15 protein-coding genes and 1 pseudogene are annotated in these 14,998 nt (G+C 69.6%); 6 read left to right on the plus strand and 10 right to left on the minus strand.

Annotated features, from left to right (window positions below; genetic code table 11):
* Positions 1-4 precede the first annotated feature (4 nt).
* The 4 genes from B0W88_RS10680 to B0W88_RS10695 all read right to left on the minus strand — a co-directional run bounded on the left by B0W88_RS10680 (position 5) and on the right by B0W88_RS10695 (position 3,339).
* The gene (locus tag B0W88_RS10680; RefSeq protein WP_198937812.1) at positions 5-925 is read right to left on the minus strand and encodes an aspartyl/asparaginyl beta-hydroxylase domain-containing protein; all 921 of its coding nucleotides are present in this window, start codon (positions 923-925) and stop codon (positions 5-7) included.
* A gap of 1 nt (position 926) precedes the next feature.
* Entirely contained in the window at positions 927-1,847 is a 921-nt protein-coding gene (locus B0W88_RS10685) for a lysophospholipid acyltransferase family protein (protein WP_077034644.1), read from the minus strand.
* Between the two features lie 104 nt (positions 1,848-1,951).
* Entirely contained in the window at positions 1,952-2,245 is a 294-nt protein-coding gene (locus B0W88_RS10690) for an antibiotic biosynthesis monooxygenase (protein ID WP_077034645.1), read from the minus strand.
* A gap of 41 nt (positions 2,246-2,286) precedes the next feature.
* On the minus strand, positions 2,287-3,339 hold the full coding sequence (locus B0W88_RS10695) for a hypothetical protein (RefSeq protein WP_144006710.1): 1,053 nt from the start codon (positions 3,337-3,339) through the stop codon (positions 2,287-2,289).
* Between the two features lie 101 nt (positions 3,340-3,440).
* Here B0W88_RS10695 and B0W88_RS10700 point away from each other — a divergent pair, with 101 nt between their 5' ends.
* Together B0W88_RS10700 and B0W88_RS10705 are read left to right on the plus strand one after the other, a co-directional pair.
* A complete protein-coding gene (locus B0W88_RS10700) occupies positions 3,441-4,052 on the plus strand; it encodes a DUF4337 domain-containing protein (protein WP_083748708.1) in 612 nt (203 codons plus the stop codon).
* A gap of 103 nt (positions 4,053-4,155) precedes the next feature.
* Complete coding sequence (locus tag B0W88_RS10705) at positions 4,156-5,118, plus strand: CysB family HTH-type transcriptional regulator (RefSeq protein ID WP_077034647.1); 963 nt, start codon at positions 4,156-4,158, stop codon at positions 5,116-5,118.
* Positions 5,119-5,287: 169 nt separating this feature from the next.
* Here B0W88_RS10705 and B0W88_RS10710 read toward each other — a convergent pair.
* The 4 genes and pseudogenes from B0W88_RS10710 to B0W88_RS10725 form a co-directional block, all read right to left on the minus strand.
* Positions 5,288-5,956, minus strand: a pseudogene (locus tag B0W88_RS10710) (sulfate/molybdate ABC transporter ATP-binding protein); the annotation flags it as partial.
* Complete coding sequence (gene cysW, locus B0W88_RS10715) at positions 5,953-6,855, minus strand: sulfate ABC transporter permease subunit CysW (protein WP_077034648.1); 903 nt, start codon at positions 6,853-6,855, stop codon at positions 5,953-5,955. The pseudogene B0W88_RS10710 and the gene cysW, both read right to left, overlap by 4 nt.
* The gene (cysT, locus tag B0W88_RS10720; RefSeq protein ID WP_077034649.1) at positions 6,855-7,694 is read right to left on the minus strand and encodes a sulfate ABC transporter permease subunit CysT; all 840 of its coding nucleotides are present in this window, start codon (positions 7,692-7,694) and stop codon (positions 6,855-6,857) included. The genes cysW and cysT overlap by 1 nt, the downstream gene beginning before the upstream one ends.
* 8 nt (positions 7,695-7,702) lie before the next feature.
* Complete coding sequence (locus B0W88_RS10725; protein ID WP_077034650.1) at positions 7,703-8,713, minus strand: sulfate ABC transporter substrate-binding protein; 1,011 nt, start codon at positions 8,711-8,713, stop codon at positions 7,703-7,705.
* A 142-nt stretch (positions 8,714-8,855) separates the two neighbouring features.
* Between B0W88_RS10725 and B0W88_RS10730 the strand changes: the two genes are divergently transcribed.
* Together B0W88_RS10730 and B0W88_RS10735 are read left to right on the plus strand one after the other, a co-directional pair.
* Positions 8,856-9,650 (plus strand): enoyl-CoA hydratase-related protein, encoded by a 795-nt coding sequence (locus B0W88_RS10730; RefSeq protein ID WP_077034651.1) that lies wholly within the window; start codon positions 8,856-8,858, stop codon positions 9,648-9,650.
* 8 nt (positions 9,651-9,658) lie between these two features.
* On the plus strand, positions 9,659-11,161 hold the full coding sequence (locus tag B0W88_RS10735; RefSeq protein ID WP_077034652.1) for a 3-hydroxyacyl-CoA dehydrogenase: 1,503 nt from the start codon (positions 9,659-9,661) through the stop codon (positions 11,159-11,161).
* On the opposite strand, the gene B0W88_RS10740 is transcribed toward B0W88_RS10735, so the two are convergent.
* Together B0W88_RS10740 and B0W88_RS10745 are read right to left on the minus strand one after the other, a co-directional pair.
* Positions 11,127-11,966 carry an alpha/beta hydrolase gene (locus B0W88_RS10740; RefSeq protein WP_369973874.1) on the minus strand — a complete coding sequence of 280 codons (840 nt, stop codon included), beginning with the start codon at positions 11,964-11,966 and terminating at the stop codon, positions 11,127-11,129. The genes B0W88_RS10735 and B0W88_RS10740 overlap by 35 nt on opposite strands.
* 49 nt (positions 11,967-12,015) lie before the next feature.
* Positions 12,016-12,843 (minus strand): IclR family transcriptional regulator C-terminal domain-containing protein, encoded by an 828-nt coding sequence (locus B0W88_RS10745; protein WP_077034659.1) that lies wholly within the window; start codon positions 12,841-12,843, stop codon positions 12,016-12,018.
* 391 nt (positions 12,844-13,234) lie between these two features.
* Between B0W88_RS10745 and B0W88_RS10750 the strand changes: the two genes are divergently transcribed.
* On the plus strand, positions 13,235-14,536 hold the full coding sequence (locus tag B0W88_RS10750; protein WP_077034654.1) for an HD-GYP domain-containing protein: 1,302 nt from the start codon (positions 13,235-13,237) through the stop codon (positions 14,534-14,536).
* Between the two features lie 62 nt (positions 14,537-14,598).
* The coding region (locus B0W88_RS10755; protein WP_144006711.1) for a PAS domain-containing protein at positions 14,599-14,998 on the plus strand (400 nt) is incomplete at its 3' end.

Consider the following 14,998-nt stretch of genomic DNA (forward strand, 5'->3'; position numbering starts at 1 on the left):
TCGATCAGGCCAGCAGCCACCACAGGAAGATGCCGCCGAACAGCAGCCACTTGCCGGCGTAGTAGGCGAGGCGGCTGCGCGCCTTGACGCTCTTGGCCCAGAGGCGGAAGTGCTGCACATAGCCGAACACCTTGTTGAGGCCGCCGGTGCGGTCGGCCTCGGTGTTGGGCGCGCTGGCGGCGCCGATCAGGTGACGGCTGATGAAGCGGTTCACGGCCGCGGCGGGGCCCCAGGTCAGCGGCCGCTCGATGTCGCAGAACAGGATGATGCGGTTTACCGGCGTGGTGTTCTCGGCGAAGTGCAGGAAGGTCTCGTCGAAGACCACGCCCTGGCCGTCGCGCCAGCTGTAGCGCTGGCCGTCCACGTCGATGTAGCAGCCGTCGTCATTGGGCGTCACCAGGCCCAGGTGGTAGCGCAGCGAGCCGGCGAAGGGGTCGCGGTGACGCACCAGCCGGCTGCCCGGCGGCAGCTCGGCGAACATGGCCGCCTTGACGTTCGGGATCTCGCGCAGCAGCGAGGTGGTCACCGGGCACAGCTCGGCGGCGGAGGGGTGGGCCTGGTCGTACCACTTCAGGTAGAAGCGCTTCCAGCCGGTCTTGAAGAAGGAGTTGAAGCCGGCGTCGTCGTACTTGTCGGAGGCGCGGATGGTGCCCATCTCGTGCATCGCCACCGCCTCGGCGCGGATCGCCTCCCAGTTGGCCTGCAGCTTGTCCAGGTTGGGCAGGGCGCTCACCGGCAGGTAGGGTTTGCGGCTGCCGACCTTCGAGAACAGGTACATGAAGCAGTTGATCGGCGCCATGAACGTGGAGTGGTCCGTCAGCTGGCGCCAGAAGCCCAGGCGCTCGCGGCCACGCAGGTGCACGTAGACCGTGCTGATGATGAAGATCGCGACGATCGTCAGCTTGATGTAGGGCAGGTGGTTCATGTCAATCGGTGGGCAGGATCGAGGGCTCGCCGTTGTCGTCGCGGCGTGCCGCACCGACGTAGATCGAGCCCATGCCGGGCGGGCGGGTCTTGAAGCGGCGATGCAGCCAGAAATACTGGGCCGGCACCTGCAGCACCTGCTGCTCGATGACGGCGTTCATGCGGCGCGCGTCGGCCGTCAGGTCGCCGCTGGGGAAGTCGTCCAGCGGCGCCTGCAGCACCATCGTGTAGCCGCCGCGCTCGCGGCGCGGGAAGCAGGGGATGACCTTGGCCTTGGTCATGCCGGCCAGGCGCGGCAGGCCGGTGATGGTGGCGGCCGGCACGCCGAAGAAGTCGGCGAACACCCCGTCGCGCAGGCCGTGGTCCTGGTCGGGCAGGTAGTAGAGCCGGTAGCCCTCGCGCAGCGCGCGCACGCTGCTGCGCACGCCCTCCTGGCGCGAGAACACGATGCCGGTGCCCAGGCGCAGGCGCTTGTCGCGGATGAAGGCGTCCAGCCAGGGATTCTTCTGGCGCGCGTAGATGGTGACCATGCGGGTCTCCAGCGACAGGCGCAGGCCGGCCAGGTCCAGGCCGGTGAAATGCGGCATCGACAGGATCACCGGCGTGCCTTCGGGCAGGTCCTTCAGGTGTTCCAGGCCTTCGATCTTGACCAGCCGGCTCAGCCGCGCTGGCGAGGCGAACCAGCAGTAGCCGTACTCCAGCACCATGCGCACGATGGCGATGAAGTGGCCGCGCAGGATGGCCTCGCGCTCGGCCTCGCGGCGCTCGGGGAAGCAGGCGCGCAGGTTCGCGCGGCCCACCTTGCGGCGGGTCGTCGGGAGCAGGTAGAGCAGGGTGCCCAGCAGGCTGCCGAGGGCGCCGACGGCACGGAAGGGCAACCAGCTCAGGCACCACAGGCAGGCGACGGCTAGTTTTGCAAGCATCTTGCGAGCATCGGTGTGGAGCTGCGGCGGGGCTTGGCAGGAAGCCCGGAGCGGCCGCGCTCTCTGTGAGGAGGCGGCCCGGATTTTAGCTGGCGGGGCTTTCCTTAGCCGAGCGCCTGGAAATGCTCGACCAGCGGCGGCTGGGCGAAGAAGGGCCCGACGATGGCGCGCCACTGCGGGAACAGCGGGCCGCCGCGGAAGTGCTCGGTGTGGTCCTCCAGCGTCGCCCACTCGATCATCAGCACATAGCGCTCCGGCGTTTCCATGCAGTGCTGGACCTGCGAGCGCAGGTAGCCGCGGGCCTGCGAGATCACGGTGGCCAGCCCGCGCTGGATCGCGGCCTCGAAGTCGGCCTGCTGGCCGGGATGGATGCGGATGTCGGCGATTTCGAGAACCATGGTGCTGCGCCCCGTTCAGTGAGTGGCGCGGATGCTAACGCCTAATTTCGGCGCATCTCCCACTCGGCCAGCCCGCGCAGCCAGGGGCCGGCCTCGCGCTGCAGCCAGGCCTGGGCGCCGGGCTCCGCGCGCAGCGTGGCATCCCAGAAGGCGGTGCTGCTGGCCTCGATCGCGATGACGCTGCTGTCGTCCGGTGCGCCAGGCGGAAGCTGCTCGGGTGCGGCCGCCTGCCGCCGGCCGCGGCCGCCCATGGGCATGTGCGAGACGCGGTCGGCCATCGCTTCCGGGTCCTCGCCGCCTGAGCCGGACAGCGCCGTGTGCGTCGCCCCGCCCAGCATCAGCAGATAGCCGCGCGACTGCTGCTCGAAGCTCTCCACCGGCCGCCGGGCGGCCGGGCCGCTGCCCAGGCCGATCGGATCGCTGTCGCGCCGCGAGCCGACCAGCAGGACCGGCACGCCTGCATCGGCGGCGGACACCAGCGGGCTGATCGCCAGCCGTGGTGCCTGCGCCTGGACAGCCAGCGCCGTCTGCGTGCCGAGCTCATAGCCGGCCAGGCCCAGCCGGGAGAAGTCCACCCGCAGCCACAGCGGGTCGCCGGTGGCGGCGCGCCGTTGCGCCTCGGCCAGCACCGCCTGCAGCGTGCGCAGCCGCGCGGCCGCCTCGCCAGGCTGCTGGCGCTCCCGTGCCAGGCCCTTGAAGTCGGCCGAGCGGGCCAGGTCGGAGGACCAGGCGCGTTCGTCGGCCTCGAGCGGCTGCACGCTCAGCACCGCATAGCCGGCGCGGGCCCAGGCCAGCCGCCACTGCGCGCCGGCCTCGGCGCTCTCGCCCAGGCCCGGCAGGTAGACGATCAGCGGCAGGCCCCGCTCGCCGCCGGCCGGGAAGGCCAGGCTCACCGGCAGGTGCTCGCCCTGGATGATCCAGCGCTGCAGCGTGAGGCTCAGCGGCGCCTCGCGCATGGAGCGGTAGGCGCCGGCGCGCAGCGCCTCGACCCGAGCCGTCTCATCCGGTCGCATTCGATGGCCACCCCGCTCCGGCCCGGCGCAGCCCGCCAGGAAGATGCCGCTGAGGATGACAGTTAGCAGGAGAGGCCGCATGGGAGGAGCAGGGGCGTCGTCAAAGCGCGCATTGTGCGGCCCCGCTTTTGCTGCGCAGTGAAGCGAGCTGTCTTACCATCCGCGCCGAGGAGGGCTGGGATATGGACATCGACGCGCTGGAAACCGTTGAATCGGTGAAGGAAAAGAATGCTGCCGAAGCGGCCGCGACCCGGCGGCTCAATGCCGCGGTGGCGATCAGCGTGGCGCTGCTGGCCACCTTCATGGCGATCTGCAAGGTCAAGGACGACAACATCGTCCAGGCCATGCAGCAGGCCCAGGCCCACATGATCGACAACTGGAGCTACTACCAGGCCCGCAACATCCGCCAGGAGATCGCCGAGGCCAATGTGATCCAGCTGCAGGCCGCGCGCAGCGGCATGGCCGCCGGCGCCGACACCTCGACCATCGACGCGATGATCGTCCAGCAGCAGGCGCAGGCGAAGTCACAGGAAGAGAAGAAGGCCCTGCTGAAGAAGCAGGCCGAGGACAACGAGAAGGCCTACAACGACCTGAACTTCGTGGACGACCAGTTCGACCTGTCGGACGCGCTGCTCGCCATCGCGGTGGCGCTGATGGCCATCACCGCGCTGACCGAGCTGTGGTGGCTGTTTGGCCTGGCCCTGATCCCGACCTTCTTCGGCGTGCTGATGGGCCTGTCCGGCCTGCTGGGCTGGACCATCCACCCGGATGGCCTGATCCGATTGCTGTCCTAGCGTCCTTATTCGTTCAGCGACTTTGCAAATATGAAATAAGTCGTTTGTCGCATGACCGTGATCGACAGAATGCCTGCTTGGCCTACCGTCGATCCATAAGGTTATGAATTTTCAGCAGCTGCGCTCGGTGCGGGAGACCGTGCGCCAGGGCTTCAATCTCACCGTCGTGGCCGATACGCTGCACACCTCGCAGCCCGGCGTCAGCCGCCAGATACGCGAGCTGGAGGACGAGCTGGGCATCGAGCTCTTCGTGCGTGCGGGCAAGCGCCTGACCGGACTCACCCCGCCGGGCGAGACGGTGCTGCCCATCGTCGAGCGGCTGCTGCACGAGGCCGACAACCTGCGCCGCGCCGGCGAGGACTACGCCAGCAACGGCAACGGCACGCTGACCATCGCCGCCACCCATTCGCAGGCCCGCTATGCGCTGCCGCAGGCGGTGCGCGACTTCAGCACCCTGCACCCCAGCGTGGCGATGCGCATGCGCCAGGGCACGCCCAAGCAGATCGTGCAGATGCTGATGGACGGCGACGCCGACATCGGCATCGCCACCGAGGCGCTGGCCGACTACCCGGAGCTGGTGGCGCTGCCCTGCTACCAGTGGACCCACGCGGTGCTGGTGCCCGCCGACCACCCGCTGGCCGGCGACGCCGATGCCGGCCGGCTGCTCACGCTGCAGCGCCTGGCCGAGTTCCCGATCATCACCTACGAGAGCGGCTACACCGGCCGCGGCCACATCGACGAGGCCTTCGCCCGCCGCGGCCAGGCGCACAGCGTGGTGCTGGAGGCGATGGACGCCGACGTGATCAAGACCTATGTGGAGCTGGGCATGGGCGTGGGCATCGTCGCGGCGATGGCCTATGACGAGGCCCGCGACGGCCACCTGCGCGCCATCGACGCGCGCCATCTGTTCGCGCCCAACATGACCCGGGTGGCGATGCGGCGCGGCAGCTTCCTGCGCGCCTACGTGTACGACTTCATCACCGCCTTCGCCTCGCCGCTGACGCGCAAGGTGGTGGAGCAGGCGCTCGCCTCCTCGAACGGCCACGAGGGTGCGTTCGAGATTTGAGATGGAGCCCCCGGCCCAGCGGGTACGCTGGTCCGCCCCCCGCGGGGGCGGCGATGCTTGCGGCATCGAGCCGCAAGCACATCGCCATCGCGGGCCGGCTTGGGGCGGCCCGGCGCTCGGCCCGGAATGCCGGCTTCTTTGAGTGTCAGGCGGCCAGGAACTCTTGCGCGAAGGCCGAGTCCGGCGCCGCGATGCGGCCCTTGTTCAGCACGATCACCCGGTCGGCCACTTCCAGTGCCTCGTCGCGGTCGTGGGTGACGAACAGGCTGGTCACCGGCACTTCGTCGTGCAGCTGGCGCAGCCAGCGGCGCAGTTCCTTGCGCACCTGGGCGTCCAGGGCGCCGAAGGGTTCGTCCAGCAGGAGAACCTTGGGGTCGGTGGCCAGAGCGCGAGCCAGCGCCACGCGCTGACGCTGGCCGCCGGAGAGCTGCAGGGGCTGCCGCTCGGCGAAGGCACCGAGCTGGACCAGCTCAAGTAACTCGTTAACTCGACGGCGGATCGTCGCCTCGTCCGGCCGCGTCGCCTTGGGCCGCACGCGCAGGCCGAAGGCCACGTTCTCGAACACGCTCAGGTGGTTGAACAGCGCGTAGTGCTGGAAGACAAAGCCGACGTTGCGCTCGCGCACCGGCGTGTCGGTGATGTCCTTGCCCTCGAACAGCACCTGGCCGGCGTCGGCCACTTCCAGGCCCGCGATGATGCGCAGCAGCGTGGTCTTGCCGCAGCCCGAGGGGCCCAGCAGCGCGACGAGTTCGCCGCCGGCGACGTCCAGGCTCAGGTCGTCGCTGGCGATGCTGTCCTTGCCGAAGCGCTTGTGCAGATGGCGGATCGAAATGCTCATGATGTGTGGAGGTCTCGTTTGACGCGCTGTTCGACGACGTACTTGATGGCGAGGGTCACCAGCGCCAGGCTGGCCAGCAGCGTGGCCACGGCGAAGGCCGCGGCGAACTGGTATTCGTTGTAGGCGATCTCGATGTGCAGGGGCAGCGTGTTGGTCTGCCCGCGCACATGGCCGGAGACGACGCTGACGGCGCCGAACTCGCCCATCGCGCGCGCATTGCTGAGGATCACGCCGTAGATCAGCGCCCACTTGATGCGCGGCAGCGTGATGCGGCGGAACATCTGCCAGCCGCTGGCGCCGAGGATGCGTGCCGCCTCCTCCTGCTCGCTGCCCTGGGCCTGCATCAGCGGCACCAGCTCGCGGGCGATGAAGGGCACGGTCACGAAGACGGTGGCCAGGATGATGCCGGGCACGGCGAAGATCACGCGCAGGTCATGGTCGCGCAGCCACTCGCCCCACCAGCCCTGCAGGCCGAAGATCAGCACATAGATCAGGCCGGCGATCACCGGGCTGACCGAGAAGGGCAGGTCGATCAGGCTCAGCACCAGCTGCTTGCCGCGGAAGTCGAACTTGGCGATGGCCCAGGCCGCGGCCACGCCGAACACCAGGTTCAACGGCAGGCTGATCGCGGCGGCCAGCAGCGTGAGCTTCAGCGCCGAGACCGCGTCGGGATCGACGATGGCGGCGACGTAGACATCCCAGCCCTTCCTGAGCGCCTCGTAGAAGACGGCGACCAGCGGGATGAACAGGAACAGCGTCATGAAGGCCAGCGCCACGCCGATCAGCGTGCGGCGCACCCAGGGCGCTTCCTCGGTGGGGCCGACGCGGCGGCGCTGAGGCTTTGCCTCGTCAGCGGCGGTGTCGTGTGGTGCGACGCCCGGCAGGACGATCGTGTTCATCAGTGCGTTCCCCCCTGGCGGCGCCGCACCCAGGCCTGCAGCAGGTTGATCACCAGCAGCAGCAGGAAGGACGCGACCAGCATCACGACGGCCAGCGCGGTGGCGCCGGCGTAGTCGTACTGTTCGAGCTTGGTGATGATCAGGAGCGGCGTGATCTCGCTGACCATCGGCATGTTCCCGGCGATGAAGATCACCGAGCCGTATTCACCCAGGGCGCGCGCGAAGGCCAGCGCGAAGCCGGTCAGCAGCGCCGGCGTCAGCGCCGGCAGCACCACGCGGCGCACCGACTGCCAGCGGGTGGCGCCCAGCGTGGCGGCGGCTTCCTCCAGATCCGTTCGCATGTCTTCGAGCACCGGCTGCACCGTCCGCACGACGAAAGGCAGGCCGATGAAGACCAGCGCCACCCAGACGCCCAGCGGCGTGAAGGCCACCTTGAACGGCAGCCACTGGCCCAGCCAGCCGTTCTGCGCCCACAGGGCCGTCAGCGCGATGCCGGCCACGGCGGTGGGCAGCGCGAAGGGCAGGTCCACCAGCGCATCGACGATGCGGCGGAACGGGAACTCGTAGCGCACCAGCACCCAGGCCAGCAGCAGGCCGAAGACCGCATTGATCAGCGCCGCGGCCAGCGAGGCGAGGAAGGTCAGGCGGTAGGAAGCCAGCACGCGCGGCGTGGTCGTCGCGTCGAGGAACTGCTGCCAGGTGAGCGTGAAGGTCTTGAAGAAGGCCGCGCTGAGCGGGATCAGCACGATCAGGCTGAGATAGAGCAGCGCAAAGCCGAGCGCCAGGTCAAAACCTGGCAGCACGGTGTGGCGCTTGAGAAGCAGCCGGGAAAACATCATCTGGTCCTTCAGCGCTTGCCGGCAGCTCCGATGAGCTGGTCGAACTTGCCGCCGTCGTTGAAGTGCTCAGCCTGCGTCTTGGTCCAGCCGCCGAAGACCTCGTCGATCGTGAACAGCTTGACCGGGCCGAACTGCTTGGCATAACGGGCCGACACAGCGGGGTCGATCGGGCGGTAGAAGTTGCGCGCGGCGATCTCCTGGCCCTCGGCCGAGTAGAGGTAGTTCAGGTAGGCGGTGGCCTCGGTGCGGGTGCCGCGGCGGTCCACCGTCTTGTCGACGACGGCCACCGGCGGCTCGGCCAGGATGGACAGCGAGGGCGTGACGATCTGGACCTTGTCGGCGCCCAGTTCCTTGACCGCCAGGTAGGCCTCGTTCTCCCAGGCGATCAGCACGTCGCCGACGCCGCGTTCGGTGAAGGTGACGGTGGCGCCGCGGGCGCCGGAGTCCAGCACCGGCACGTTCTTGAACAGCGCGGTGACGAAGTCCTGTGCCTTCTTCTGGTCGCCGCCGTTCTTCTTCAGCGCATAGCCCCAGGCCGCCAGGTAGTTCCAGCGGGCGCCGCCGGAGGTCTTGGGGTTGGGCGTGATCACGGCCACGCCGGGCTTGACCAGGTCGTCCCAGTCCTTGATGCCCTTCGGGTTGCCCTTGCGCACCAGGAAGACGATGGTGGAGGTGTAGGGCGAGCTGTTGTGTGGCAGCTTCTTCTGCCAGTCCGGCGTCAGCAGCTTGGCCTTCTCGCCGAGCTCGTCGATGTCGTAGGCCAGGGCGAGCGTGACCACGTCGGCTTCCAGGCCGTCGATCACCGAGCGGGCCTGCTTGCCGGAGCCGCCGTGAGACTGGCGGACGGTGACGGTGTCGCCGGTCTTGCCCTTCCAGTAGGCGGCGAAGGACTTGTTGAAGTCCACATAGAGCTCGCGGGTCGGGTCGTAGGAGACGTTGAGCAGCGTCACGTCCTTGGCGTGGGCCGAGGCGGCGAGCAGCAGGGTGGCGGCGGCGAGCAGGATCTTCTTCGCGGTCATTTCGAGTTCGTGTTTGTTCATGAGGCCAGCGTCCATGCTAGGCAGCGCCCTTGTGCGGGTGAACGAAGCAAAGCGAGGCTGCTTATGCGCTGAATGCATTTAGCCGGCGCTGCGATACTTCAGGCCAAAGGAGAGCGAGGCCATGGAGACACTGGAACTCGGCATCGACGCGCGCGGCGTGGCGCGCATCGTGATGAACCGCCCGGAGGTGTTCAACGCCTTCAACGAACTGATGATCGCGGAGCTGACCGCCTGCGTGAACGCCTGCGCCGCCGACCCGGCCGTGCGCGTGATCGTGCTGGCCGGCTCCGGCAAGGCCTTCAGCGCCGGCGCCGACATCCAGTGGATGAAGCAGGCGGCCAACGAGTCGCAGGAATGGAATGCGCAGGACGCGCGCCACTTCGCCGGCATGCTGGACGCGATCGCCCGCTGCCCGAAGCCGACGCTGGCGCGGGTGCATGGCGTGTCGCTGGGCGGCGGCATCGGCCTGCAGTGCGCCTGCGACATCGCCATCGCGTCCGATGACGCCCGTTTCGCCGTCAGCGAGGCCCGGCTGGGCGTGCTGCCCTCGGTGATCGCGCCCTACCTGATCAACGCCGTGGGCGTGCGCGAAGGGCGCCGGCTCGGCCTGATGGCGAACCGCATTCCTGCCGCCGAGGCGCTGCGCCTGGGCCTGGTGCAGGAGATCGTGCCGATGGAGGAGCTGGACGCCGCCGTCGAGCGCTGGCTGGGCGAACTGCTGGCCAGCAGCCCCAATGCGCAGCGCGAGATCAAGCAGCTGTTCAGCCAGCTCCAGATGGGCGAGATCACGCCCGAGGTGCGCGAGCTGACCTCGCAGACGATCGCCCGCGTGCGCCTCAGCGACGAGGCGCGAGAAGGATTTGCTGCCTTCCTGGCCAAGCGGCCGGCAGCCTGGATTCCCAAGACTGATGAGTGAACCCCAAGATGTCTAACTCCGAGATTCAGTGGCAGGTGGCACCCGGCGCGCCGGTGGGCGTGATCGGCGCCGGCGTGATGGGCGCGGGCATCGCGCAGGTGGCGGCGCAGGCCGGCCATCCGGTCAAGCTGCTCGACGTGCGCGAGGGCGCCGCCGCGGCGGCCATCTCCAGCATCGCCAAGGGCCTGGACGGCCTGGTGGCCAAGGGCCGCATGGAGCAGGCCGAGCGGGACGCGGTGCTCGCCCGCATCCAGCCCGCCACCGCCACCGCCGAGCTGGCCGGGGTGCTGCTGGCCGTCGAGGTCATCATCGAGAAGCTGGAGCCCAAGCAGCAGCTGCTGCGCGAGCTGGATGCGCTGCTGGCGCCGCAGGCCATCATCGCCAGCAATACCTCGTCAATCAGCGTCACGGCGCTGGCCAACGGCATGAAGACGCCGCAGCGCCTGGTGGGCATGCACTTCTTCAACCCGGTGCCGCTGATGAAGCTGGTGGAGGTGGTGTCGGGCGCCGAGACGGACCCGGCCATCGCGCAGGCGATCTTCGATCTCTCCAAGCGCTGGGGCAAGACGCCGGTGCATGCCAAGAGCACGCCGGGCTTCATCGTCAACCGCATCGCCCGGCCCTACTACGCCGAGACGCTGGCGCTGCTGCAGGAGCAGGCCGGCGAGCCGGCGCAGCTGGACCGCGCGCTGCGCGGCGCCGGCTTCCGCATGGGGCCCTGCGAGCTGATGGACCTGATCGGCCACGACACCAACTATCTGGTCACCCAGTCGGTGTTCGAGGCCAACTACGCAGACAAGCGCTTCGTGCCCTCGCTGGTTCAGAAGGCGCTGGTCGATGGCGGGCGCCTCGGCCGCAAGGCGGGCAAGGGCTTCTACGTCGGCATCCCGGCAGCGGCCGAGCCGGTGGTGGCGCAGCCGCTGTCGGCCGACCTGGCGGTGGTGGGCCGCGGTCCGCTGGTCGAGACGCTGGCGCAGTGGCTTGCGCACAAGGGCCTGGCCTTCGTGCGCGATACGGCGTCCGACTGGGCTGGCCTGCGCGTCGACGCCACCGAGATCCACCTCAGCCGTGGCATCACCGCCGCGCAGCTGGCCTTCCAGCGCGGGCAGCCCGAGCTGGCGGTGATGGACTGGCCGATCGCGCCCGATCGCTGCGAGGCGCTGCCCCTGGCCTACGCGCCGCGTGCCGCCGATCGGGCCAAGGTGGAGGCGCTGTGGAGCCAGCTCGGCTGGGCGCCGCTGGTGCTGCGCGACGTGCCGGGCCTGGCCGTGGCGCGCACGGTGGCGATGCTGGTCAACGAGGGCGCCGATGCGGTCTGGCAGGGCGTCTGCGACGAGCCGGCCGCGGACCAGGCGATGAAGCTGGGCGTCAACTACCCGGCCGGCCCCTTCGAGTGGCTGGCGCTGGTGGGCGCCGCGCCGGTGTGCGAGCTGCTGGACGGCCTGTTCACCGCCTACCGCAGCGAGCGCTATCGGGTCAGCCCCCTGCTGCGTCAACGCCTCTGGGCTTGATGTCGAACAGCTCCGCCAGGGCCTCGCGGACCTGGCGCTGCCCCAGCGCGCCGGCGCTGTGGTGCGAGCCGCCCTCGACCAGCACGAAGCGCTTGGGCTCCGGCGCCTTGTCGTAGAGGGCGCGGCCCAGCGCGGGCGGGATCAGCCGGTCCTCGCTGCCATGGACGACCAGCACCGGCATCTTCAGCGAGCCGATGCGCTCGCCGGCCTCGAAGCGCTGGGTGATCAGCGGCCCGACCGGCAGCCAGCCCCACTTGAAGCTGCTGACCACGTCGGGGATCGACGGGAAGCTGGCCTCGACGATCAGCCCCGCCGCCTGCTGCTGCACCTGGCTGGCCAGCTCCACGGCGATCGCGCCGCCCAGCGAGTGACCGTAGACATAACGCCGGGATTCAGCGTGCTTCGCGGCCAGCCAGTCCCAGGCGGCGCGGGCGTCCTCGGCGGCGCTGGCCTCGGAGGGCAGGGCCTTGCTGCTGCGGCCGAAGCCGCGGTAGTCCACCGCCAGCACCGAGAAGCCCAGCTGCTGCATGCGGCGGATGCGCGGCGCGCTGCCGCGCACGTCGAAGCGGGCGCCGTGGAGATAGAGCAGGACCGGCGCGCCTTCCGGTTCGGCGGCCGGCAGCCACAGGCCGTGCAGCCTGACGGCGCTGCCCTGCGAGTCGGCGTAGTCGATCCAGACGTCTTCCAGCCCTTCGGCCGCCGCCGTGGCGCCGGACCAGGTCCGCTCGCCCGGCTGGAAGATCCATTCGCGCTGCTTCTCGTCCAGGCTGGCGCAGCCGACGGAGGCAAGGGCGACGAGCGCCATAACGCCAAGAACCAGCGTCAGGCGACGGCGCATTTCTGCAGCGGGTCTGTTACAGCAGCATCCGCAGGTGCGCCTGCGTGTGCAGCATGGACGGCAGGCACTGCTCCACCATCTGCTCGATGCTCATGCGCGAGGAGTGCACCAGCACGTTCATCGCCGAGACCACCTCGCCGCGGTAGTTGCGCAGCGGCACGGCCAGCGTGCGCAGGCCCACTTCCAGCTCCTGGTCGATGCAGGCGTAACCCTGGGCGCGGGTGCGGGCGATCTCCTGGCGCAGGCGCTCGGGCTCGGTGATCGAGTGGGCGGTCAGCGGGGCGAAGTCCTGGCGGGCGATGAAGGTCTCCAGCTCCGCCTGCGGCATCGCGGCCAGCAGCACCCGGCCGAGGCCCGAGGCATAGGCCGGCACGCGCGTGCCGGGCTGCGGCGCCGGGCCGACGACGCGGCCGGCGGTGGTGGCGGCGATGCAGATCACGTCGTCGCCGTCGAGCACGCCGGCGATGCTGGCTTCCTTCAGCGTGTAGGCCAGCTTCTGCAGTTCGGGCTCCACGATGCGCGGCAGCCGGGCCGAATGCAGGTAGCTCTGGCCCAGGCGCAGCACCTTGGCCGTCAGCGAGAACATCTTGCGGTCCTGCGAGACGAAGCCCAGGTGGGTCAGCGTGAGCAGGTAGCGGCGTGCGGCGGCGCGGGTCAGGCCGGTGCGGGCGGCGACCTCGCTGATCGTCAGGCGCGGGCGCTCCTGGTCGAAGGCGGCGATGACCGCCAGGCCCTTCTCCAGCCCGGCGACGAGATCGCGCTTGAGCGGTCCGGTCGATGAATCGGCGGGGTCATGCGATGCGAGATCCGCATCGGCGAAAACTTGATCGGCTACGGCGGACATGGGCTTGTTCTGCAACGAAAATCCGTGAGTCCCACCGGCCCGGTTCGCTGTGCGAAGGCCGGCGAAATGCTGGATCCAGTATCACATGCGACCTTCTCGCACGGTCAGGTCCGGGTCAGCCGTTTACCAAAGCTTTACGTCACTTTTTCGCATGAAGGATTGAGCTGCGGTTATGGGCATGCCGCTGGGCTAACGGGTTATGTTGATGGTAAAACCCGGGCTTCTGACTTCATCAGGTGGGCTCATTGCCACGCTGCGGGCTCCGGCCCGTGAGAATTCGCACAGCATTGCTCGCGCAGGGAGGTTGCTTGTCCGTCAAGATGCGCGGACAGCCGCAGAGGGCATTGAACGAGGGGCGCATCGCGGGGGCGGTGCGGGAAACGACAGAAGAATGAAGGACAGATCGACCGATCCGATGATCGACGTTGGCCAGCTGAAGGTGGGAATGTTCATCCACCTGGATCTGGGCTGGATGTCGCATCCGTTTCCGCTGAGCAGCTTCAAGCTCAGCTCGGACGAGCAGGTATTGACGGTGCGCCGTCTCGGGCTGGCCCGCGTGCGCTGGAACCCCGAGAAAAGCGACCTGGGCGACGCCGACGACGCCCTGGCCCTGGCGGTGGCCGCGGACAGCGGCCCCGGCGAACTCGACCCGGGGCCGGCCGGCCCCAGCGAAGAAGACCTGGCGCGCGAGGCACGCCGGCGCGAGCTGGCGGCCCAGCGCGAGGCCCTGCTGCTGTGCGAGCGCCAGTACAACGAGGCCGCGACCGCCTTCCGCGAGCTGATGGACCTGCTGCCGCGCGACCCGCGCGGCTCGCGCGACCAGTCGATGGCGCTGACCAGCGCGATGCTGGACAAGATGCTGGTCGAGGGCGACCTGAACATCCGCCTGCTCAACGAGGGCGCCGGCGACCGCAGCACCGCCCATGCGCTGAACGTGGCGATCATCTCGCTGCTGCTGGGCCGCGCCTTCGGCCTGGGGCGCGACGAGATGATGGACCTGGGCGTCGGTGCGCTGCTGCACGACGTGGGCAAGACCGAGGTGCTGGCGCGTCTGCGCCACCGCGACGACAGCTTCAGCGCCGCCGAGCTGCAGGCCTACCAGCAGCACGTCGCCAAGGGCGTGGCGCTGGCGCAGGGCATGGGCGTGAGCTCCGGGGCGCTGCTGGTGGTGGCGCAGCATCACGAGAACGCCGACGGCAGCGGCTTCCCGCAGCGCATCAACATGGACCGCATGAGCACCGGCGCGCGCATCGTGGCGCTGGTGAACCGCTTCGACGGGCTGTGCAACCCGCTGGTGGCCTCCAAGGCGATGACGCCGCACGAGGCGCTCTCGCTGATGTTCGCGCAAGGGCGCAACCGCTTCGACTCGACGATGCTGAACGCCTTCATCCGCATGATGGGCGTGTACCCGCCGGGCTCGGCCGTGCAGCTGACGGACGACCGCTATGCGCTGGTGGTGGCCGTCAATTCCTCGCGGCCGCTGAAGCCGCGGGTGATGGTGCACGACGCCTCGGTGCCGCGCGAGGAGGCGCTGATGCTGAACCTGGAGGCCCAGCCCGACCTGGGCATCCGGCGCAGCCTGAAGCCGCAGCAGCTGCCGCGCGCCTCGCTGGACTACCTGAGCCCGCGCGCCCGGGTCGCCTACTTCTTCGAGTCGGTGCCGGCCACGCAGCCCGGGGAGCTGCGACCGTGACTGCCGGCCCGGCGGACGGCCCCAGCGTCGCCGGTCCCGCAGTAGCAGCAGCCCCGCCGGGCGTGACGACCGAACTCGCCGCCTTGCTGGACGGCCTGCTGGAGGCCGTCTGGCTGATCGACGGACGCAGCCGCTGCATCGTCGCCGCCAACGCGGCGGCTGGCCGGTTGCTGGGCGCCGAGCCCGCAGGCTGGCAGGGCGCGGGCGTCGAGAGCCTGCTGCAGTCGCCCGAGGACGCGCTGTTCTGGCTCGAGGCGGCCACCAACACCCGGGCCAGCCTCGACTCCGACACCCTGCTGGCGCGGGCCGACGGCATCGTCCTGTCGGTGCGCCGGCGCATCGCCTTCGTCGAGCACGGCGCCGCGGCCGGCCACTGGCTGCTGGCGATACGCGACCAGACCCGCCAGCGCGCGCTGGAGCAGGCCCGCGCTGCGATGGCCCTCGAGCTGCAGGCCGCGCGGC

This window comes from Pelomonas sp. KK5 (assembly GCF_001984095.1).
Classification (GTDB): Bacteria; Pseudomonadota; Gammaproteobacteria; order Burkholderiales; family Burkholderiaceae_C; genus KK5.